The 20,385-nt window shown below is 56.5% G+C and carries 17 protein-coding genes and 1 pseudogene; 9 read left to right on the top strand and 9 right to left on the bottom strand.

Going from position 1 to position 20,385, the window contains the following annotated elements:
* Both N430_RS28630 and N430_RS28625 read right to left on the bottom strand, forming a co-directional pair.
* The coding region (locus tag N430_RS28630; RefSeq protein WP_256592198.1) for a transposase domain-containing protein at positions 1-246 on the bottom strand (246 nt) is incomplete at its 3' end.
* Between the two features lie 264 nt (positions 247-510).
* Positions 511-1,158 (bottom strand): HEPN domain-containing protein, encoded by a 648-nt coding sequence (locus tag N430_RS28625; protein WP_110639956.1) that lies wholly within the window; start codon positions 1,156-1,158, stop codon positions 511-513.
* Positions 1,159-1,377: 219 nt separating this feature from the next.
* Here N430_RS28625 and N430_RS28620 point away from each other — a divergent pair, with 219 nt between their 5' ends.
* Genes N430_RS28620 through N430_RS28610 form a run of 3 tightly spaced genes read left to right on the top strand, consistent with a single transcriptional unit; the run spans position 1,378 to position 6,975 of the window.
* Complete coding sequence (locus N430_RS28620; RefSeq protein ID WP_110639955.1) at positions 1,378-2,853, top strand: hypothetical protein; 1,476 nt, start codon at positions 1,378-1,380, stop codon at positions 2,851-2,853.
* 23 nt (positions 2,854-2,876) lie between these two features.
* Positions 2,877-6,278, top strand: coding sequence for a TM0106 family RecB-like putative nuclease (locus tag N430_RS28615; RefSeq protein WP_110639954.1), 3,402 nt, complete (start codon positions 2,877-2,879; stop codon positions 6,276-6,278).
* Positions 6,241-6,975, top strand: a complete 735-nt coding sequence (locus N430_RS28610; RefSeq protein WP_256592197.1) for an ankyrin repeat domain-containing protein — start codon at positions 6,241-6,243, stop codon at positions 6,973-6,975. Before N430_RS28615 ends, N430_RS28610 begins: the two co-directional genes overlap by 38 nt.
* 61 nt (positions 6,976-7,036) lie before the next feature.
* Here N430_RS28610 and N430_RS28605 read toward each other — a convergent pair whose 3' ends face one another.
* A complete protein-coding gene (locus tag N430_RS28605; protein ID WP_110639953.1) occupies positions 7,037-7,912 on the bottom strand; it encodes a WYL domain-containing protein in 876 nt (291 codons plus the stop codon).
* Positions 7,913-8,030: 118 nt separating this feature from the next.
* Here N430_RS28605 and N430_RS28600 point away from each other — a divergent pair, with 118 nt between their 5' ends.
* The 4 genes from N430_RS28600 (at position 8,031) to N430_RS28585 (ending at position 10,674) form a co-directional block, all read left to right on the top strand.
* On the top strand, positions 8,031-8,291 hold the full coding sequence (locus N430_RS28600; protein ID WP_110639952.1) for a hypothetical protein: 261 nt from the start codon (positions 8,031-8,033) through the stop codon (positions 8,289-8,291).
* A gap of 8 nt (positions 8,292-8,299) precedes the next feature.
* Positions 8,300-9,352 (top strand): ADP-ribosylglycohydrolase family protein, encoded by a 1,053-nt coding sequence (locus N430_RS28595; protein WP_110639951.1) that lies wholly within the window; start codon positions 8,300-8,302, stop codon positions 9,350-9,352.
* A 287-nt stretch (positions 9,353-9,639) separates the two neighbouring features.
* The gene (locus N430_RS29835) at positions 9,640-9,765 is read left to right on the top strand and encodes a hypothetical protein (RefSeq protein ID WP_256592196.1); all 126 of its coding nucleotides are present in this window, start codon (positions 9,640-9,642) and stop codon (positions 9,763-9,765) included.
* Positions 9,766-9,879: 114 nt separating this feature from the next.
* Positions 9,880-10,674, top strand: coding sequence for an EcsC family protein (locus N430_RS28585; protein ID WP_110639949.1), 795 nt, complete (start codon positions 9,880-9,882; stop codon positions 10,672-10,674).
* 293 nt (positions 10,675-10,967) lie between these two features.
* Here N430_RS28585 and N430_RS28580 read toward each other — a convergent pair whose 3' ends face one another.
* The 4 genes from N430_RS28580 to N430_RS28560 all read right to left on the bottom strand — a co-directional run bounded on the left by N430_RS28580 (position 10,968) and on the right by N430_RS28560 (position 17,876).
* On the bottom strand, positions 10,968-11,189 hold the full coding sequence (locus N430_RS28580; protein WP_110639948.1) for a hypothetical protein: 222 nt from the start codon (positions 11,187-11,189) through the stop codon (positions 10,968-10,970).
* A gap of 381 nt (positions 11,190-11,570) precedes the next feature.
* Entirely contained in the window at positions 11,571-13,916 is a 2,346-nt protein-coding gene (locus N430_RS28570; protein WP_110639946.1) for a dynamin family protein, read from the bottom strand.
* Positions 13,913-16,156 carry a dynamin family protein gene (locus N430_RS28565; RefSeq protein ID WP_110639945.1) on the bottom strand — a complete coding sequence of 748 codons (2,244 nt, stop codon included), beginning with the start codon at positions 16,154-16,156 and terminating at the stop codon, positions 13,913-13,915. The genes N430_RS28570 and N430_RS28565 overlap by 4 nt, the downstream gene beginning before the upstream one ends.
* Before the next feature lie 13 nt (positions 16,157-16,169).
* A complete protein-coding gene (locus N430_RS28560; RefSeq protein WP_110639944.1) occupies positions 16,170-17,876 on the bottom strand; it encodes a dynamin family protein in 1,707 nt (568 codons plus the stop codon).
* Positions 17,877-18,577: 701 nt separating this feature from the next.
* On the opposite strand from N430_RS28560, the gene N430_RS28555 reads away from it, so the two are divergent.
* Positions 18,578-19,063, top strand: a complete 486-nt coding sequence (locus N430_RS28555; protein WP_110639943.1) for a hypothetical protein — start codon at positions 18,578-18,580, stop codon at positions 19,061-19,063.
* Between the two features lie 51 nt (positions 19,064-19,114).
* Here the strand turns inward: N430_RS28555 and N430_RS28550 are convergent.
* Positions 19,115-19,381 (bottom strand): annotated as a pseudogene (locus tag N430_RS28550) (WYL domain-containing protein); the annotation flags it as partial.
* Between the two features lie 172 nt (positions 19,382-19,553).
* Here N430_RS28550 and N430_RS28545 point away from each other — a divergent pair.
* Positions 19,554-19,922 carry a hypothetical protein gene (locus tag N430_RS28545; RefSeq protein ID WP_110639942.1) on the top strand — a complete coding sequence of 123 codons (369 nt, stop codon included), beginning with the start codon at positions 19,554-19,556 and terminating at the stop codon, positions 19,920-19,922.
* A gap of 134 nt (positions 19,923-20,056) precedes the next feature.
* Here the strand turns inward: N430_RS28545 and N430_RS28540 are convergent.
* On the bottom strand, positions 20,057-20,385 hold a 329-nt coding region (locus N430_RS28540), incomplete at its 5' end, for an integrase core domain-containing protein (RefSeq protein ID WP_165837398.1).

Below are 20,385 nucleotides of genomic sequence, written 5' to 3'. Positions count from 1 at the left end.
GTTAACGACGTCCCACGCCGACATTCGGCGGAACAGCGCCATGCCGATGATGCACCACACCAGGCTTTCAAGCGGGAGGCGGCGCTTGCGGATGGTCGAGACACCTGCGGCTTCAAAAGCCTGCTTCACAATGTCCGGATCAAGCAAAGCACCTAGTCCTTCAAGGGCATTTGGCCTTGAGGCCATTTCGTGAGTGAGGGACAGTGCTTTTGCTAGGCGCATAAAAAATCCGATGCTCGTTTCCAAGCATCGGATTTTGCGGCCTACGGGCTAAAGCTTAAAGTGTCAGTCTTAACTGACTGGCATTACCCTAGGGCGTCTTCTTTCTTGGATTTGGTGGGCCGGGGTGATCTGAATTAAGTCAGTAACATATTGATTAGTAGAGGGAATTCCGGTTTGTAATTTAGGCTGGAATACCGATTGGAATACTGCGACAAGTATTTCTGGCCTGCCGATAACCGGCTCGGGCGCCCAGCGTAGGGCGACCCAGGTCCAAGCGTGGCCACTGAGCTAAACGACCACGGGATAACATGCATCTCCCCACAATGTATCCGGGTTATCTAACATCAGCAGAATGATGACCGGAACCAGCTTGCCGAGCAGGTTGGCACAGTCGCGCAGTTGATCTCGATTGACGCTGCTGTTCCAAGTGGCACCGCCATGCATGATCTGGTTGCGCAGGGTGTAGATCCGGTTGAACAGCACCCCTAGCACGGCCGCGGTGTTGCGATTGGCCAGTGCTTGCTGCGCGGTTTTACGACCGTTGGCAAAGCGTTCGGTCCACAGTGGCTCGCTGATCTTGCCGTTCTGGTAATCCCAGAAACTCTGAAACACATAAGGGTTGTCAAGCAAGACGCGAATACTGCCAGAGAACTCGGACCACACCAGATTTTCGATCAGGCTGTTCTTGTCCAAGGCACAGAGTTTTTCGAGAAATGCCTTAAAGGTGGCCTGTTCGGACAGGCGGAACTCTTCATCAATGTCCGTCGCGTATGCCGAGTTGAAGGCGATCCACAGAAAGATAAAGCGTCCATCAATATCATCCGTCTGCTCGGCGCGGTTCAGCCAGCTCAGTGCTCGATGAACACGCAAGGTGAGGTTGGGGTGATGGCCCTCACGTTCTTGGCGGTGTCGGGTCTTGAGTGCTTGATGGTCCATGAGGTGATGATCCTTGAGGGGGCGTGCGGTCCGTAAAGAGGTGATGTGTGTCTGAAAACTTTACAGTTAAATGAGCGACTCGCCGCTGGCGCTGGAAACTATCTGGCCAGGGCACTCGAACCTGCTCCAATTGTTTACCTGTATGAACAGACAACGTGGACGCAGCCTGTCATTTTGCTTAGGGTATGGCCATTCGACACTACCTGCAAGGCGGCTGGTATGAAGCGTGATATGTTCCTGGCACAACCCGAAGTCGAGGCTTTCATTGAATGGCTGGCAGCCAACTTGCCGGTGCTCACCTTCAAGCTGCGATTCAAGTCCAGCAAGTTCGTGCCCGGTGGTTTGACGGTCGATGTACAGGGGATTGAGCAGGTCCTTGAGCATTACCGCTGGAAGGCAAGCTGGCGCGACAGCCACCAGAGCGCGGTCGACTCTGAAACCTGGAGGCAGACCCAGGGCTCGCTTAGGCAATTGCGTGAGTGGCTGTCTGCTGGAGTCCGCGCCGGTGATGAGCAACAAGCGCTTCAGGCCTGTTTGCAGATTCTGCGCTGGGGCGGCGTGCGGGGCGCCATTCCATTCTTGCATCGGCTGGCGGCCAGCGGCGAGTTGTCGAGCTACCTGAAGAAAATGGCTGGGCTCATGGCGCTCGATTCCAACAATGACCTGGATGACCTCAGCAGTGTCGAGCGTTTCGATTCGGGCCTGACCAAGATTCACGCCTTGCTCGACTTGTCCGGTTCGCCGATCTATGACAGCCGTGTGGGCGCCGCGATTGCCATGTTGTATGCGCTGTTCCGCCAGCAGTGGGCAGGGCGTGGCAAACCTCTGCTGAGGTTCCCGTCCGGCGGCGCGCGTGGCGACCAAGTCCGCAACCCCGGAGCGTTTGCTAATTGTTTGGCAGCGCCGCAGTTCTCGGCGATCGAATACGCTGAGTGGGCGCGCTGGCAGGTCCGCTTGGGCTGGATTGTCCGCGAGTTGCTCGGGCGCACAGGCTGGTTTGCCGACCAAGGGGCAATGCCCGCGCGATGCCATGCATTCGAGGCGAGCCTTTTCATGCTCGGCTATGACCTTCGCTGCTTTGGCCTGACACCGGTACCTGAGGCCCAAGCTGTTGGCGAGCAGGGCGAAGTATTGCTGCGCGAGTCTGGCAATAGCGGCTGGGTGCCCACGGGTCATCCTTTTGGCCAGGTGCTCAGTGACTACTTGGCCTTCCGTCACAGCGGTGCGCCAGACAATAAAGACGCGTTCGTTGACTGGCTGGTGGCTGAGCAGCGCGATGGAAAAACGCTCTCACGCGCTACTGCACAGGGCTATTGCTTCCCGTTTTCCATCGACGAGTTTGACTTGTTCGGCCGCTCGCTTGCTGCCCTTGAACGCATAGTTGAAGGTGGTGAGGACGGACTGCGGGCAGCCTTGTCTGGTGAAACGCTCGAGCCGTTCACGGTGGGGGACGAGCGCGTCAATGTCTGCCTGGTTGATGTATTTATCACTGGCAATGCCTATGCCCGCGCAGAGACCGACAAGGAACGTGTCGACTACGTCGTAAAGGCTGGCTATGCCGGTACCGAGAACTCCGCGAGAACACTCATGGCCGTAGGGCGCAGCGTAGGCAAGCACTTCGGCCTGCTCGATGTGCAGCACTTGCCAACGCCCTTGTTCGAGCAGTTCTACCAAGGTTGCTCGCTCGACGCCTGAGCCACGCCGGAGGCAATACAACCATGCAAACTCGAAATGGGACTCAGCTGTATTCCGCCTCGGACATCTGCGGCTTCCTGGAATGCCAGCATCTGACAGCGCTGGACCTGCAACACCTGGTCGCGCCGATGGAGAAAGCCCCGGCAAGCGAGCAGAACCGCTTGATCCAGGACAAAGGGCTGGCCCACGAAGCAGTATTTCTTGAACGGCTCAAAAGCAACCATGCCCACGTAGTCGACATCGCTGAGGGTAATCCGAGCTTCCCTCGACGGGTGGAGCTGACCATCCAAGCCATGCAGGCTGGTGCGGACATCATCTTTCAGGCCTCGCTTCAGGAAGGCGCCTTTATCGGGCATGCCGACTTCCTGCGCAAAGTGCCTCGGCCGTCGGCGTTGGGTGGCCACAGCTATGAAGTGATCGACACCAAGTTGGCCAAGAGTGCAAAGGCCAAGTTTCTGGTGCAGGTTGCGCTTTATTCGCGGATGCTGATAGCGATTCAGGGCGTACAGCCACAGTTCATGTACATCGTGCTGGGTGATGTTGCGCGTACCGAGCAGGCCTATCGGGTTGCTGACTACGCGGATTACCTAGAGCAGGTGCTGCAGCGTTTCACTGCGTTCGTGAACATTGACGGACCTCGGGTCACCTACCCGGACCCGTGTGGGCATTGTGGTTTTTGTGGGTGGCGTGATCGTTGCACTGAACAACGTCTGCAGGATGATCATCTTTCGGCAGTCGCTGGTATCAGCCGCTCGCAAATCAAGAAATTACAGGTTGGCGGTGTGACCACCTTGCAACAGTTGGCGGCCAGTGGCGATGACTTGCGTATCCCCAAGCTGCAAGTGGAGTCACTGAACAAGTTACGCCATCAGGCGCGCCTGCAGTTTCAGGGGCGCTCCAGCGATACCCCGTTGTACGAGCTGTTGCCGGTCATGGGGCCGCGGCGTGGCTTTGGCCGTATGCCTTCTGCAGTCGAGGGTGATCTGTTCTTCGATATGGAAGGTAATCCTCTGGAGGAGGGTGGCCTGGAGTACCTCTTCGGCCTGTATATAGACGAAGGCGGTGAACAAACCTTCAAAGCTTTTTGGGCGCACAGCCGGGACGAAGAAAAGATCGCGTTCGAGCAGTTCATCGACTGGGTCATCGCGCACCTTGAGCGTTACCCGAATGCGCATGTCTACCACTATGCCAGCTATGAAGAAACGGCCATCAAGCGCCTGATGAGCCAGCACGGTACGCGAGAGGCGCAAGTGGACTGGCTGCTGCGCAATGGCAAACTGATCGACCTTTACAAGGTGGTGCGCGAAGCGATCCGGGTGTCGGAACCCAGCTACTCGATCAAGAACATCGAACACTTCTACATGACAAAGCGCGACGGCGACGTTACCAATGCCGGTGCGAGCATCGTGTTCTATGAGCGCTGGAAAGAGACTGGTGAGTCAGCATTGCTCGAGCAGATCGAGCGGTACAACGAAGACGATGTGCTTTCTACCTATCTGTTACGCAACTGGCTTGCAAGCATAAGTCCGTTGGGCGTGGAGGCTCCTGTCGTGCCGCAAGCTGAAGGCGAGAAGGCGGTAGCGGAGCAAAAGGAGATCGAGGTTCGGCTGGCAGATTATCGTGATCGACTGCTTGCTGGCTTGCCGTCCGAGGACTGCGACCTGAGCGACGAGGATCAGGTCAGGGTACTGACCTTCCAGCTGCTCGACTTCTACCGTAGAGCAGAAAAGCCGGTGTGGTGGCAGCTGTTCAGCCGCCAGGACATGACGACCGAGGAGTTGCTGGAGGATATCGAGAGCCTCGCCGGTTTGCAGCGTACAAAAACACCACCGGAACCGATCAATAATTCGTTCCTGTTCGAATACAGTTTCGAGCCGCAGGAAAGCAAAATGCGTTCGGGATCCCAAGGTGTCATCCCAGAATCGTTGGCCAGTGTGCAACTGGTCAGTCTGGACCATGACGCGTGCCTGGCGACATTCAAGGCCACCGCAAAAAAGGCGCCACCGGAAGTCTTTGACATGATTCCCGGTAGGCCAATACCGTCCACGCCGCTGCGCAAGGCACTGTTTCGTTATGCCGATAGCGTCTTGGCTGGTGAGCAACGCTTCCAGGCGGTGGCGGATTTCCTCCATCGACGCGCACCACGGGTTAAAGGCATCGAGCCGGGTGCGCCTTTGCTTGATCCGGACCTGGCAACGACCGATGCCATCAAGCAGGTGGTACGCAACCTCGAGGACAGTGTGCTGTTCATTCAGGGGCCGCCAGGTGCCGGCAAGACCTACACCGGCTCGCAGGTGATCGTTGACCTGCTCAAAGCCGGCAGGCGCATCGGGGTAACCTCCAATTCGCACTCCGCCATCAACAACCTCTTGGCTGCTGTCGAGGCGCGTGCACAAGTGGAGGGTGTTATATTCAAGGGGCTGAAAAAGTCATCGGAAGGCGAGGGCACGGAATTCATCGGCCGTTGCATCCGCTCCATTGAGGACAAAACGGAATTTCTCGACAACTGGGGGCCGGATATCAACCTGACCGCCGGTACTGCCTGGCTGTTCGCCGATGCGAGCTTCACCGAGCAGTTGGATTACCTGTTCATCGATGAAGCAGGCCAGGTGAGTGTGGCGAGCCTGGTCACCATGGGCATGGCGGCCCGTAACATCGTCTTGATGGGTGACCAGATGCAATTGTCGCAACCTGTGCAGGGCGTGCACCCGGGCCGCTCCGGTGACTCCATCCTCGACTATCTGCTGGCCGGCACGCCCGCCATCGCACCTGACCGAGGGGTGTTCCTGGCACAGACCTGGCGGATGCATCCGCAGGTTTGCTCTTTCATCTCCCAGGCGGTGTACGAAGGTCAGCTTTCATCGGCTCCAGGGACCGAGCGGCAGTTGTTGCTGCTCGATGGGGAGCGACCGGAAGTACCGCCCAGCGGGCTGATGTTCTGCCCTGTCGAACATGACGGCAACAGCCAGAGTTCCGATGAAGAAGCCGCCTGCGTCAAAGCGCTGTACCTGTATTTCCTACGCCAGCGCTATGTGGATAAAGCCGGCGTGGAGCATGCGCTGTGCCTTGAAAATATCCTGGTCGTGGCGCCTTACAATCTGCAGGTACAACTGTTGAAGCAAGTGCTCCCGGCGGGCGCGCGCGTCGGCACTGTGGATAAGTTTCAGGGGCAAGAGGCGGAAATTGTCATCGTATCGATGGCGACGTCGAATGAAGACTACCTGCCAAGGGACATTGGCTTCCTGTACTCGAAAAACCGTTTGAATGTGGCGGTCAGCCGAGCCAAGACGCTGGCGTGCATCGTTGCCAGCCCGGACCTGACGGCCATTCGCTGCCAGACGCCGCAAGACATGAACCTGGTCAACGGCTTGTGCATGGCGACCCGTCATGGGCGACAGGAAAACCGGTCGTCCCGGTGTGAATAGTGGCCTTGGTCTTTCTGTGTATCCGGGAAAACGTGTCATTACCTATCCGCCCGCTTTCCTTGCCGTGATGGAAAAGACGCTCAGGACTACGCGCTTCGGCATCGACGACCTGCTGGCGCTGGAAATAGGCACCTGGCATGCCGCCGTGCTTTTTGACGATGCCGAGCACCTGATGGCGTTTGCTCCCGTGGCGATGAACGACCGAGACCGCGCCGAAAACACGCCACTGGATATGGCCTACCGGCTTAACCGAACGGCATGGATCGACACGCTGGAGGCGCTCGGGGCTGAGGGGGAAAAAGAACTTCTGGATTGGAAAGGCCTCGGCAGCTTTCTGACCCCTGTCAACCATGATCGTTTGCCCAGCACACGCGGCATCATCAAGGCGCTCGCCAATCGATACCGGCAGGGCCGCAGTCTGAATGACCGTGATGCGGCAGGTAATACTCCACTCCATTGGCTGGCCGCGCACGGCCACAGCAAGGCTGCGAACTACTTCGCCAACCACTATCGGACCTTCTGCCTGGACCTGAGCGCGAGGAACAACGAGGGCCACACCGCCCGAGACGTTGCCAGGCTGGCGGGCCATCACGACATAGCGGCGCAGCTGTTAATCCGGGAAATCGACAACTACCTGGGCGCGGCATATATCTGGCAGCAGATGTGTGCAGACCGCAGCAGTTACAGCCGTAGCTGAACCTCTGTGAGCGGGCCATCGACCAAGGGCATTGAGCCCCTCGTCTGAGAGACTCGCGATTTCAATCATGCAACAACCACGGCTTCAGCTCTTTGAGGTTGCTCACGACAATCTGCTGGGCCTCGGGGCTCATGGCCAGGCTGCGCCGGTCAATCTGATAGCGCTGCAGCACATACTTCACCAGCGCCCTGCGGCTGGGCACAATCAACTGCCCCTGGGTCATACCGAAGTCCGTTTCGATGATTGCCTTCTGCGCCTCGTTCAAGCGTCCATCGGGCTCGATGATCACCGGAATCTCGGTGTTCCAGTCTTCATCCAGCTCGCGCGTGTTCGGTGAGGCGTCGAGCAAATCCGGCTGCCCGCGCAAGCGGCTCAGCACGAAGTCGCGGTATTGGCCATTCTTTTCGCAGTAAGCCCGCACATGCCAGCGCATGCCGGTATAGACCAGCGTGTGAGGGGCGATCAGGCGAACCTCGACGTTGGGGGTGTTGAACGACACGTACTCGGTTTCCAGGCGCAGGCCCTCACGGCAGGCCTTGAGCAAAGGGCGCAGGACCTCCGGGCGGATGGGTCGATCCGGCACCTCCAGCACCTTGGTGTGCGCATAGGCCAGTGCGAGGCCGTCGATGTGCGGGGCCCGCTCATTGTTCTGGTAGAGCAGGTGCAAATAGGCACTGGCACTGTCGTCGATGAACAGCGGCTTGAACTGCTTGCTCGGCACATACCCCTTGAGCTGCTTGTCATATGTCAAGTTTTTGGGCGCATGCTCGGTGATGTAGGTGTTGATGTCCTTGGACGCCTGTTGGCGACTGATTCCAAAGCTCTGCATCAAGTGCACCGTGGTCAGCCGGCCTTCCCACCAGGCAACGGTCTCAATCAAACGATAGCGAAGTGCCAGGTCCCAGCGTACCTGTTCGATGGATTGCTTGCGTTTCATACCCGCTCCATGTGCGCGATTACTTTACCTGTATAAGTCTACATTCTAGACCTGTCATTAATCACTACATATCTTGTCGCTGTCTTCGAAATAAATCGAAGCCACAAAGGAAGTAGGCATGACTATGTCTGTAGCGGTTTCGACAGGCGCGCTGATGTTGATCGGGTTGATCCTGACAGTGCTCCTGATGCAGTACCTGAGGTTGCGAGAGATCTGGCGCGTGGCACTTGCCTGCCGCAAGGTCACACGTTGGGCGCAGATAGGGGAACTGGAAAACCGCGAACTGCGCTCGGCACTGCGTGCCGAGAAAGCGCACCTCGAGCAGTTGCAAAGAAAGCTGGTGATCTTGCAGGACCTGATCTGTGCACAAGAGCGATAAGGGAAGGCATGAGCAGAGTTGAACGGATCAAAGGCTGCCTGCTGGGCGGCGCTGTAGGCGACGCGCTTGGCGCTCCGGTGGCGTTTCTTGAGTGGCCTGTGATCGAGGCTAGGTTCGGTGCGCAGGGCGTCAGGGATTTTGCCCAGGCTTACGGCATCACCGGTGCCATCAGCGACGCTACGCAGATGATGCTGTTTACCGCTGAAGGCCTGCTGCGGGCTTTTGTGCTTGGCAGTTCGCGGCAGCCATGCCATGTGCCCAGCGTAATTCACCACGCGTTGCTACGCTGGCTGACGACCCAGGATCATCCCTCGGTTATACCGGTCGTAACGGATGGCTGGCTGATCGAGCATATGGCGCTCTGGTCGCGTCGTGCCCCGGACACCACCAGCCTGAATGCCCTCAAGGCCAGCGGCCGGTTGGGTGCGGTCGCCGAAAACCACAGCAAAGGCTGCGGTGCTTTGGTACGCGCTGCACCCTGCGCATTCTTCGCCAACGCATTCGACTACGCAGCGCAGTCCGGGCGCCTTACGCACGGGCACCCGACGGCCTACTTGGCGGCAGGGCTGTTCGCCGACCTGCTTCAGCGTGTTGTCGATCGGCAAGCCAGCCTGGAACACGCAGTGACGCAAACTTTGACCCGGTACGGGAAAGTACCTGGGATGGAAGAAATCAGCAGCCTTGTCGAGCGCGTGCTGTTCTTCTTTTACGAGGGTTATGCACCGACCCCGCATCGCATCGGTGATTTTGTCGGTGGCTGGGCTGCCGAGCAGGTGCTGGCGATTGGGCTGTGGTGCGCGCTGACGGCGCCCTCGTTCGAAGAAGGGGTGATCATGGCGGTGAATCACAGTGGTGACAGCGCCAGCACGGGGCTTGTAGTCGGGCACTTGCTGGGGGCGCTGCATGGTGCTGGCGGCATTCCGGCCCGCTGGCTCGAACGCCTGGAACTGCGCCAGGTGATTGCGCAGGTTGCCGAAGACATTGAGCGCGTTCCGCTTGACTACTGTGGGATTGGCGGCGCGTTCGATCAGCAGATCGAGCTGGCTTATCCCGGTAGTTGAATGTGGTTGATGCAACGAGTTTGTACAGGGACCAAGGAGCTTAAACATGCCCATCAAACCCAGGCCCTTCACTGTTGAATGTGAAGGTTGCGGTTGGACGAAAACAGTGGCGCCGCGAAGTGATGCGTTGGCGCCGGGGGAGTGGGTCGACCATTGCCCGAAGTGTAGGGGCAAGGAATTGAAGGTGCGCGCTGATGGGTGGTTGGCCGGAACGGTGGCGGAGTTGCTGGCGCGGCGGCGGTTTTAGAGCATGGGCGGGCAAATCAATCAATAAGGAGCATGCAGCCATGAAGAATATCTTTGCCGTTGTTGGGTTTATCGTGATCGTTACCAAGGGGTACGAGTTGTATCGCGAATATAGTGAGATGAAGCGTGAGAAGGCGGCGCGGGAGGCCGGTGGCGGCTCGGTGTGACGTATGTCCAGCGAGGCTGGTAGTCGAAGCAGGTGCTGGTCGAGCTGGAGTCAAAAAACAGTGATATCATATAGCCTTCATTGGCGTCGTTCAGGCTTCGAGGGTTTTACCGTGATGGACCAAATTTCTGATGCTGATCTGAAGGCCCTGCAGAATGCAAAAAATCTTCTGGAGAATCCTGGCGTTGCAGTGAAGGTTACTAACCTGATAGGTGCCCCAATCGAAAAGGGCTTTGAGTTGCTGCCCGAGGATTGGAACAAAAATATCGGAGATGTTGTAAAGACGGCTTTGCTCAAAGCGTCGGATATGGCCACCTTCACGATGAAAGATATTCCGGGTGAAGAGTCCTCAAATATTTGGCATAAGCTTGGAGTAGCAATCACCGGCGGAATCGGAGGTTTTTTTGGATTGCCAGCTCTGGCAGTCGAACTTCCGATCTCTACCTCAATCATGTTGCGATCTATCGCTGACATAGCAAGAAGCGAAGGCGAGTCAATATCTGACGCTGACACTAAACAGGCTTGTCTGACCGTATTCGCGCTCGGCGGTGAAAGTGTTGATGATGATTGCGCTGAAAGTACTTATTATGCGGTGAGGACAGCCCTCGCTAAGTCAGTTGCGACTGCTTCTGAATTTCTTGTTAATAAAAAGCTTACCGAGGAGAGCGCCCCTGTTCTGGTGAAGCTGATAGCTGCAATTGCAGAACGGTTCAGTATTCAAATCACTGAGAAGGTTGCGGCGCAAGCAGTTCCGGCAATTGGTGCGGCAGGAGGTGCGTTTATAAATACTATATTTATGGATCACTTCCAGGACATGGCAAAAGGGCACTTCACCGTCAGGCGTCTGGAGAGAAAATATGGTGATGAGCTAGTGCGGTCAGTTTACGACGGGCTTCCAAAGCTCGGATAAGTCTAAAGGCTGCAACCTAGGCGGCCTTTATACGGAATGTATCGCAAAAATTTGTCAATTAAATTGTGTAGGGCTCTGCAGGGTGAGGACTGTCAAGTGAAACACTTTTACGAGGCCTCTTCATTGCTCGGAGTGCGAGCTCGGGATTTTCAATAAATCTTGAGCGTTTCATCACCCTCTAGCGGGAAGCCGCGAGCTGCAGCCGGCATTGAGTAGGATAAAAGGGGACAAGATTTATATCTTGCGTTCCGGTTTTCAATCAACACCGGAACGTGGGTAGGCATGGGGTAGGATCAATTCAGCTTGGCTACCGTTGCGGCATCCTTGCTTAATACAGGAGCGGCTACATGCACCTTGGCCTCGGACAACGCAATACAGCGATGTGCGTAGCTGTCGATCTCTTTCAAAGCGATATTTCGGCGGCTAGCGGGACAGATCAACAGCGTATTGCCGAAGCGGAACTGACGGAACGCCCTGACGCTGTACAAACCATTCGGCCCCTCGTAGCTTTCCATTTGCCACGGGGCGCTACTGAATACCTCCTTTGGATATCCGGGCAGTTGAATGCACCGATGGCAATACATCAGCGAAGGGACCAAGGAGCTTTAGAATGCCCATCAAACCCAGGCCCTTCACCTTTGAATGTGAAGGATGCGGTTGGACCAAGACAGTGGCACCGCAAAGTGATGCGCTGATGCCCAGCGAGTGGTTTGACCAGTGCCCGAGGTGCGGGAGCAAGGCACTGAAGATGCGCACCGCAGGGTGGCTTGAAGGGGCGTTGGCGGAGTTGCTGGCGCGGCGGCGATTTTGAGCGCACAGGGCAGGGTTCAGCGCCCTGGCCTGCAACGGCCTGCCAGCAGGCAGGCCTGGGTTAGTAACACGCTGTGTGCCGGCGTTTACCGGCGTATTCGAGTGCGAAGGAAGTCATCAGACTCGACAGAGGTTCTGGTGCGAACGAGTTCGCAAACCTCTAGGGCTTTTCGAGCGGCCAGCTTGAGCGTTCGACGAAGGCCTTCGCATTCCTCAACGAGTTTTTCCAGCCCGGAAGAATCGAACATTTGCTCAGAGATGGGGAATGCTCGATCAATTCTGTCAAACAGCGCCGTTCCGCCTATTTCCAGCGCATCGAGCTTGAACGCATTGAACTCGCCCTTGCGGCCTTCCAGTTGCGCAATATCGGTCTGGATGGCCTGCTTGTAGGCATCGAATACGGTATCGAGCTTGCTGTTAACCTTGCCGACTACATCCACTTTACGGTTGATCGAGCGCAGGAACTGCTCGAACGTCAGGCCGCTGGAGGGGTAGTCTTTCTTGCGCGTGGACGAATAGGCGCACATGCCGGCGTACTCGATACCCGCGAAACTCAGGTCGTCGGCTACTTGCTCCATGATCTCAAGAATATCGTCCTGAGACTTCACATCCGCCTTGTTCAACACGATATACAGCGACTCTGCGCGGAACGGCGTGGACTCGATGAACTCGATGTCGGACTGGTCGATGGTCCCGGCCGGGTCAAGGCCGATGACCCAGACCAGCGCCGAGGCCTGATTGACCAGGGAGGCTGCAGTGCTACGGTCGGAGGCCGCGGCCCCACCCGTGGTACCCGGGTTGTAGCCGGGCGTGTCGATGATGCACAGGTTGCCGAACAGCTCCGGGTCCATGGGAACCTTGACGCTGATGAAGGGCAGGATGCGCCGCAGGTCGAAGCCGAAGGCCTGAACATATTCGTGGCACATCGACGCGTACAGGCTGGGCTCCAGGTCGACGGCCCCACCGGTATACGAATAACCCTTGATCCGGGTTTCTTCGGAGCACACCACGTAGCTGGGGACCACGGTCACCGGGTTGATGCCGGTCGCCAACTTCACGCTCGGGTTTCGGATGAAGCTGTTGACGAACGCCGACTTTCCGCTGCTGAAACCACCCGCAATGCTCAGGATGGTTTTGCCGGCAATGCTCGGGAAGTTGTTGAGCATCTGCATTTCGGCGAGGATCGCCTGCATGTCGAGCACTGCTTGGGCTTCACCGGCCAACGACGATTCTCGGCTGGCGAACTCCATGTAGTCGTGGTTGATCAGATCGGCGAATTTGGCCAGCTCTTCATTACCGGGCGGTTGCTGGGCCAGGATTTTGCTCACCAGGGAAAATTTCTCGGTTAGCGACAGGTGCTGCTTGTTGATGTCGGCGTAATTGTCTTCCAGGCGCTGCTGGGAGGCCTTCAGTTGTTCGGTCAGGCTTTCCAGTAGGTCGACGTTCTGCTCCGTGGAAATCAACTGGTTCTTATGTTCCTCCAGGTACGTCTCCAGCTCGGCAATTTGTGCCAGCGCCTGTACCTTGCGTTCCTCCAGCTCGGCCGCATTGGCTCGTTCTGCCTGCAACTGGGTTGTTAGCGCTTCATTGTCCGACTCCAGCGAGTCGATCTGTACAGCCTGCCCGGTGCACTGTTCGGCCAACTGCTGTTTGGCGTCGTTCAGTGCTTCGATCTGCTGTTGCGCGTCCGAGAGGGTGTGACCAAGTTCAGCGATACGCTGTTCTTTTTCCACCAGCGCTTGCTTGCGATCTGCTAGCTGCTGTTCAAGGGTGGCGATCTCGGCAAGCGCCTGGTTCTTGCGTGCTTCCAGCTCTGCCGTATTGGCCTGTTCTGCCTGCAACTGGTCGCTGAGCGTCTGATTGCGCGACTCCAGCGTGCGGATCTGCTCAGTCTGCTCGGCGCACTGCTCGGTCAACCGCTGTTTGACGTTGTTCAGCGCTTCGATCTGCTGTCGAGTATCGGCCAGGGTGTGCTGGAGTTCCTGAATGCACCGCTCTTTGTCGACAAGCTCCTGCTTGTGATCGGCAAGGTGCTCTTCGAGCCCTGCGATCTGTGTCATTGCCTGAGCCTGCCGCTCTTCCAGATCCTTGGCGTACACCTTGGCCTGGGCCAGTGCGAGCATAGCCTTCTGGAGCTTGCCCCTCTCCTGCGCTAACGCTTCGGAGGTCGAGGCCAAATTGGCTGTTTCAAGCTGCAACGCATCGACTAGCGAGCCGTTGCGCGATTTTAGCTCGCCGATTTCGTCGTTCTGGCCCGCGCACAGCGCGGACAATTGCTGATTGGTGCTGAAAAACGTGTCGAGCTGGCACTGGGCATCATCCAGGTGGCCCTGAAGTTCAGCTGCCAGCTTCTTGCGTTTGAACTGCCAGAAGCGGGACAGCGACTCCAGCGTCGAGCGTGCCTGTTCATGAATGGCTGGCGGGTTGCTCACAGGGTGACCTCTTCGGCCTTGCGTGCCAGACGTTCAAGCCGGTCAATGGTTTGAGCCGCGTTGTCGACCTGATCCTTGAGCACATTGATCCGGCGTTGAATTTCATCGACGAAGGAGTTGGAGATGGTGGAAGGTGCGTTGCGTTCAACATCGTTGATGAACGAACTGATCTTGCTTTTGACCTTGCTACCCAACGAGCCAATGAAGTCATCGGCGGCATCCTTGAAACGTTCGGCCTCGTATCCCTTGAGCGTGCCGTTGCTTTTCAGGGAGTCAGGCAACGGAATGCCCAAGTCAAAGTCATCGTCAGGAATCGATTGAATGATCGAAAGAATCGCGAGCTTGATCATTTGCGCATTGGCATCCTGTTCAAGCACCTCACGGATCTTCGGCGTGAGGGTCCTGGCCAGTTCTTCGTTCAACCCGCGATGAGAGCTCTCCACCTTGGCGCCCAGCTCATCCTGGATGTCGTTCATGAACTCGTTGATGGTGGAGATGACCTGACTACTGATGATCTTGGAGCGGACGACCGTTTTCTCGGTAGTGCCGCCGCCCCAAAGCTTGCGGGCAAACCAGCTGCCAACCCCAGGGTTGTCGACGACAATGGTTTCACTGAAAGAGCCTTCCGCGTCTTTGACAGTGGACTGCGTCTCGCGAAGCAATTGCGCAGCTGTCTTGCGCATGTCGTCACGCAACTTCTGGCGGTAGTCGGCCATGGTGTATTTGAAGCTGATATCCAGTTCCAGCGAGAGATCCAGTCGCTTCGATTCCAGCGAAGCCAGTTGTTCGTCCAGCTGATCGACGTTGGCGTTCTTGATCTGGATGACCTGGTTGCGTGCCAGGGTGATGATCAGCGCCTTGAATGCCTCAAGGTTCTTTTGTTTGCGAACCATCAGGTTGGCGATTTTTTCCCGCGTGATCTCCGTTTTCTTCTCGCGGACCTGGGCAAGCATGGCGTTGATCGCGTCAATGTTTGCCAAGCTGTCCAGGCTGCTCAACGACAGTGCCTGGTTGTCACGAGTGAAGTAATCCGGGTAATCGGTGGACAGATTGTCCCAGGTCACCTGCTCGTTCGAGTCCCAGGTTTCGGGCGTTTCGAAGCGGCGGTTGAGGCTGTGGCACAAGCCGGAGCTATGCAGCAGGTTACGGTGTACTGATCCGATCAGGTTGTCGAACACCGAGCCCACTTCCGGGCTGCTCATCTTGAGGTCTGCAAGGGTGCTCTGTGCCCGTGCCGACAGCTGGACACGGATGGCTTCCACGGCATCGCTCAAGCGCGCGCGTTTTTCGCTGCCGTACAGTTGTGTGTCGATCTGGCTGGCCACCAGTACCAGTTCCTGAATGCCTTCCTTCTGGGTAATACGCCCCATCACCTCAAGGTCTTGCTCGTTGAGGAACTGGCCGGCCGGGCTGACGATGAACACCACGTCGCAGGTTTTCAGCAATTCGACCGTGCGCTCTTCGCGCGACTGGACCGGATCGTTCATGCCGGGGGTATCGATGATGCAGATATCGCGCAGTGCCTCCAGCGGCATGGCGACATGAACCGTCTTGGTGAACGGCATGTATGTGCCGTCGGCACCGACATAGTGGTGCAAAAGCGCCGCCAGCTCTTTCGGGTTACCTGCCTGAATCTCGCTGTGCAGGTGCAGGGTGGCTGCATCGAGCTCTGACTTCTTCATGCGCTGGAACTGGTCGTATGCCGCGAACAAGCCTTCTTCGCGTTGCAGTTCGCTCAAGGCTTTTTTATCGGCCATGCTCGTCAACTGCGCCATATCGAGGGGCGCGCCATTGGCCTGGGCGTTTCGACGCTTCACCAGTTCTTCCAGGCATTCGCGCTTGCGCGTGGCCAGGCGTTGCTCGAACTGGTCCGATTTGAAGCGGATCGCGGCGATGTCCGTTTCGCTGTAGAACTCAACCTTGGCCTGGAACACTTCGCCCCAGGTAATGGTGGTCAGTGCAGCGGTCATGGGTGTTGCGGCCTTGGGCAGGATCGGTTCGCCATTAAAAATCAGCGCATTGAGCAGCGATGACTTTCCGGCTTTCACACGACCCACAATGCCGATGTTCATCAGCCGGTTCTGGTCCTGCAACGTCTGGCACGCTTGCGCGAGCTGTTGCGGTTGGTCTATGCCGTTCAGCCGCTTGAACTGCTCGATTTCGCGCTCAAACAGGTCCTGGTTGCTTGCTGCCAGCGTGTGCAAGCTTTCGCTAAAAGCGACGAGTGATTGGTAATCCATTAGGTCGTTCGCCTTACTTGTAGAGGTGTTCGTTTGCAGCGGCTTTTACTGCGGTGGCAAGGTTTTCCAGCACAGCAGTCTTCTCGCTGATCTGTGCTTCAAGCTGCAGGCTTTCCTGTGCAATTGAGTCGATCACATGCTTTTGCTTGGTGATCTGCTCTTCGAAACCGTCGCTGATCTTCTTCAGCATGGCGTTGAGCTGCTCGTCGATGATTGCAGGAATTTTTCCCCGCAGTTCCGCCTTGATGTTGGGGAACACTTCGCCGGTCAGTTTCTGGCGAAACTTCTCGCGCTCGTTACCGCCACCGTTAAACATCTTGAGAATTTCGGGCAAGAAGATGATCACCAGCTCTACCAGCGGATTGACCACGGTGGTGGTGACAGCGAGCACGGTAGAGAGGCTGCGGTAGAGCATGACGCCGCTGTTCTTGTCTTCCTCGGCACGATTGCTCAGGCGTGTCGACCAGTCGCTGAGCATTTCCGTGGTGCGTTCCAGCGAGAACTTGACTTTGTTGGAAAGCTCCTCGCTCCAGTTGCCGCTGATGTCCAGTACGGACATCTGGCTGCTGGTGGCACTGAGGTTGCTGGCAATCCGGTCGACCATGTTGGTGGAGATGTCCTGCACTTCAGATTTGATCGTGCTGGACAGGCTGCTGCGGATGATGTCGGAGAGTGCATTCGACAGGGCACTCGGGTTTTTGCTGCTGCCCAAGGTGAGCAGCTCGTCGAGGGAGTCGTTAAACGCGTTGTCCAGGCCGCGCAGGCTACGGTCGAGCATTTTTCCCGAGTAGCGATCTTTCAGGTCCGACTCGACGTCTTCGCGCTGCTCCAGCAGCTTGGCCAAGGCCTGCTCGAGTGCACGTGCGGTTTGCTCGCTCTCGGCCTTGTCCTTTTTCAGCATGCTCAGCGCCAGGTTGATCTGCGCCAGCACTTCAAAGTTCTGGTCCTTGAGGATGTCGATGAACAGGCGCGAGAACAGCACGTCAGGCTGCAATGCGGTCAGTGCATTTGTCAGTTCCTCACCACCACGGTTGCCGATAGTGATGCTGCGGTAGTGCTCGCCGAAATACACCCCGAGCTGGTCGTCAATGTAGGCCTGTACGTCTTCAACCTGGTCGGCGGCGCGCAGGTTACATTTGCTCAGCAGGAAGGTGAAATCGGTGTTGTAGTTTTTTAGCTCGTCGAGTTTGCGCAGCATCGACTGCGTAATGTTGCCGTCCTCGATGCTGGTCAGCACCACGAAGTGCACACCGCGCGGCAGGTAGTAAGCAATGGCCTTATTGTGGTTTTCCAGCGAAGAGCCGAAGCCCGGCATGTCGACCAGCACCAGGGGCGCAATGGCTTTCAACGCCTCGCTGTCGAGGTACAGGCGCAAGTGTGAAAACTCGCTGGAACGACGATTGATGGTACTCAGCGCTTCAACAGGCAAACGTTCCTGCACACCGTCGGGTTTGATTGCCAGCAGATAGGGCTCAGATGAATAACGCAGTTCGGTCGCCAGTTCAGTTTCCGGCGCAATTCCAACTGGCAAAATGTCCTGGCCCATCAGCGCGTTCAACAGCGAGCTCTTACCGGCGCTGAAGGCCCCGATTACGGGCACTACAAGCTCGGTCTCCATCACTTTTGGAAGCAATGACTGATCGAATGAAAACGCTTGGTCATTGAGCAGCACCTGCATTTTCTTCAAGTAAGTGGCGAACGCTTTCTGGCTTTCGAGCATGGTGATATTCCTTTAAGTGTTGATGGTCTGCGCGAAGGCATGGCATAGGGTGCACAGAAGCTTATGCGCTGGGATATTCAAGTAATCGCTGGTCTTTTCTCGTCGTGCGAGAAGGGGGCCGGCCCGAGAAGGTTACAACCGCAGTTGCCGCATTCGGGTCGCGTTCAGGGCCGTTCACGAGGTCAGTGCGTCACTGCTTCGCTCGTGGTCTTGTTACAGAAGCATTGAGTGCAATGGAAGGGGAGGGCAAAGGCATGTACACGTCCTTGTCTGTAGGATGTTGATCGCGCATGCCCAATAACTGATGGCATATCGCATCCCGGATGAGATTGCGTTGGGTGAAACCAATAGGTCGGCGCAATCTGTTCTGTCTGTATGATGGCACTTTGATTGGACATGGTAAACTGTCAACAAAACACCCATATCCCGGGGGTTTCTCCAGATGCAACGCGCATTTTCAAGGCCTTGCGCGGAGGCGCATGATCGAAATATTTTCCTGTATGTTTAACCAGTATTCAGGCGCTGCAGGTGTAACTGCAAGCGGTAGGAATAGAACGGAAGCCGGCCATGCTATTTTCTCGCCAATAACCATTTGGCGAAGGCTTCATTTTTTAGTGGTGGCGTATTGGCATTATGCTGGTCGCGTTTTTTGGTGATGGACCTCGCTTGGTTATCCAGCGAACTGGCAGGAGCAGCAATGAATGGTGTGGGTTATTGGTATCGTCGTCGCATTGATCGGCTTTGCGATGATGTCTCGTCCTTTCAGGATTGGTTTCGCCCTCTATTTGGCCTTCCTGGTTTACTACGTCTACCTGTATGGCGGTAAAGGGGATCTGGCAGAGGCGTCCACCGCACTTTCACTCGTGTCCGGGGCGGTAGGCCTTTTGGTCCTCGGGGCAGTGCTGGGTGGCATACGGTCGAGTGCTGGAAGTGAGTCGGAGTACATAGCCAAACGTAAGCGAGTCTGGTTTTTTCTGCTGAAATTTGGTGGCGCATACGTTGTGTTTACCCAGCTGCTGACTGTGGCCTTGTTTTTGGGCGGAGGGGGCGGTTCCTGGGAAGACTGGACAGCAGCAGGGTTCATGGTGAAGTTACTGCCCTACAAGTGGGTTGGGTATTTGCTGATGTTGGCGGGGTACTACTGCTTGAAAGGCAAATCCAAAACGCCCCGGCCCCTACGCACTTGATAGCTTTTTATCTCTTTCAGAACTATCAAGCATTACCACCACTGCTGGACGTGCGCTGGCACTGTCGTCGATGAACAGCGGCTTGAACTGCTTGCTTGGCATATAACCCTTGAGTTGCTTGTCATATGTCAAGTTTTTGGGCGCATGTTCGGTGATGTAGGTATTGATATCCTTGGACGCCTGCTGCCGACTAATGCCAAAGCTCTGTATCAAGTGTCCCGTGGTCAGCCGGCCTTCCCGCCAGGCTGCGGTTTCAATCAGGCGATAGCGAAGAGCTAGGTCCCAGCGAACCTGTACGGTGGATTGCTTGCGCTTCATACCCTCACCGTATGCTCGAATTCTTTACCTGTATAAGTCTACATTCTAGACGTGTCACTTTCAGATACATATCGTCTTGCTGTCTTCGGAATTATCAGGGTTTTGAGGGGGGCGAGCATGGCTGCGTGGGATGGGGTTTCTATAGGCGCATTGCTGTTGTTCTTCGTTCGAAATGCAAAGCCGCTACGCCACGTTCAAGGAGGAAGCCCAGTACCTGGCCACCGCTCAAAAGATTCGCTCGTTCAAACTCGAGGGCAGTATCAAGGAGTGCGAGCGGTTGATGGAGCGATTGTCCACCGACACTGTGGTATTCAACAAGGTCGAGGCAGGTGCGTTGGTAGTCATCGGTGATGAGTGTAAGCCAGCTCTGGAAAGAAGCTTTTTCATCGTGCCTGACTGTGCTGGCGAATGTGTTTCGGTTGGTGGCAAGCAGGTACTATGCGTTACACCGGATGCGCCAGTGATCAAGTCATTCATCGGCCTTGAGCAAGGCGACTATTCAGATGACTTCGTGGGCGACAGCACATTAGTAGGTGCCTAGGTTAAGAGTGTTCGATAGGCGCTGGACATGTCGAGAAGCCAATCGCAGCAGCCCGGAAGCAAGCCTGGACGTTCCCCTGCCATAGGTTTGGGTGAAGAGTCGATAACCCCCATCTCCAGCCCCATCTGTAGTGGTCAACTCATCCCGGACACGGTTTTGAGTTTTTCTTCAGCTTTTGCCGGAGCCAGTCCATCGTTGAATTGATGGGGTCGGATCCAGTTGTAGTGGCTCATCAGGTACTGGCTAATGTCTCGTTGAGCTTGCTGCCCGGTCAGGTAGCCCGTGGTCGGTATCCACTCTGATTTCAAGCTGCGAAATACTCGCTCCATCGGCGCGTTATCCCAGCAGTTGCCTCGGCGGCTCATGCTCTGGCGCATACGGTAGCGCCACAGTCTCTGCCGGAACTGACGGCTGCCATATTGCGAGCCCTGGTCGGAGTGGAACAGCAGCCCGTGAGGCTTTC

Source organism: Pseudomonas sp. CC120222-01a (assembly GCF_003097235.1).
Taxonomy (GTDB): domain Bacteria; phylum Pseudomonadota; class Gammaproteobacteria; order Pseudomonadales; family Pseudomonadaceae; genus Aquipseudomonas.
Note: the sequence above shows the minus strand (reverse complement) of the source record. Positions and strands in the feature narration are given on the sequence as shown.

What these genes read in the sequence shown, in the direction of transcription:
- N430_RS28625 (WP_110639956.1), bottom strand. Translation starts at nt 1,158, where the DNA reads ATGGACCATCAAGCACTCAAGACCCGACACCGCCAAGAACGTGAGGGC.
- N430_RS28620 (WP_110639955.1), top strand. Translation starts at nt 1,378, where the DNA reads ATGAAGCGTGATATGTTCCTGGCACAACCCGAAGTCGAGGCTTTCATT.
- N430_RS28615 (WP_110639954.1), top strand. Translation starts at nt 2,877, where the DNA reads ATGCAAACTCGAAATGGGACTCAGCTGTATTCCGCCTCGGACATCTGC.
- N430_RS28610 (WP_256592197.1), top strand. Translation starts at nt 6,241, where the DNA reads ATGGGCGACAGGAAAACCGGTCGTCCCGGTGTGAATAGTGGCCTTGGT.
- N430_RS28605 (WP_110639953.1), bottom strand. Translation starts at nt 7,912, where the DNA reads ATGAAACGCAAGCAATCCATCGAACAGGTACGCTGGGACCTGGCACTT.
- N430_RS28600 (WP_110639952.1), top strand. Translation starts at nt 8,031, where the DNA reads ATGACTATGTCTGTAGCGGTTTCGACAGGCGCGCTGATGTTGATCGGG.
- N430_RS28595 (WP_110639951.1), top strand. Translation starts at nt 8,300, where the DNA reads ATGAGCAGAGTTGAACGGATCAAAGGCTGCCTGCTGGGCGGCGCTGTA.
- N430_RS29835 (WP_256592196.1), top strand. Translation starts at nt 9,640, where the DNA reads ATGAAGAATATCTTTGCCGTTGTTGGGTTTATCGTGATCGTTACCAAG.
- N430_RS28585 (WP_110639949.1), top strand. Translation starts at nt 9,880, where the DNA reads ATGGACCAAATTTCTGATGCTGATCTGAAGGCCCTGCAGAATGCAAAA.
- N430_RS28580 (WP_110639948.1), bottom strand. Translation starts at nt 11,189, where the DNA reads ATGGAAAGCTACGAGGGGCCGAATGGTTTGTACAGCGTCAGGGCGTTC.
- N430_RS28565 (WP_110639945.1), bottom strand. Translation starts at nt 16,156, where the DNA reads ATGGATTACCAATCACTCGTCGCTTTTAGCGAAAGCTTGCACACGCTG.
- N430_RS28560 (WP_110639944.1), bottom strand. Translation starts at nt 17,876, where the DNA reads ATGCTCGAAAGCCAGAAAGCGTTCGCCACTTACTTGAAGAAAATGCAG.
- N430_RS28555 (WP_110639943.1), top strand. Translation starts at nt 18,578, where the DNA reads ATGGTGTGGGTTATTGGTATCGTCGTCGCATTGATCGGCTTTGCGATG.
- N430_RS28545 (WP_110639942.1), top strand. Translation starts at nt 19,554, where the DNA reads ATGCAAAGCCGCTACGCCACGTTCAAGGAGGAAGCCCAGTACCTGGCC.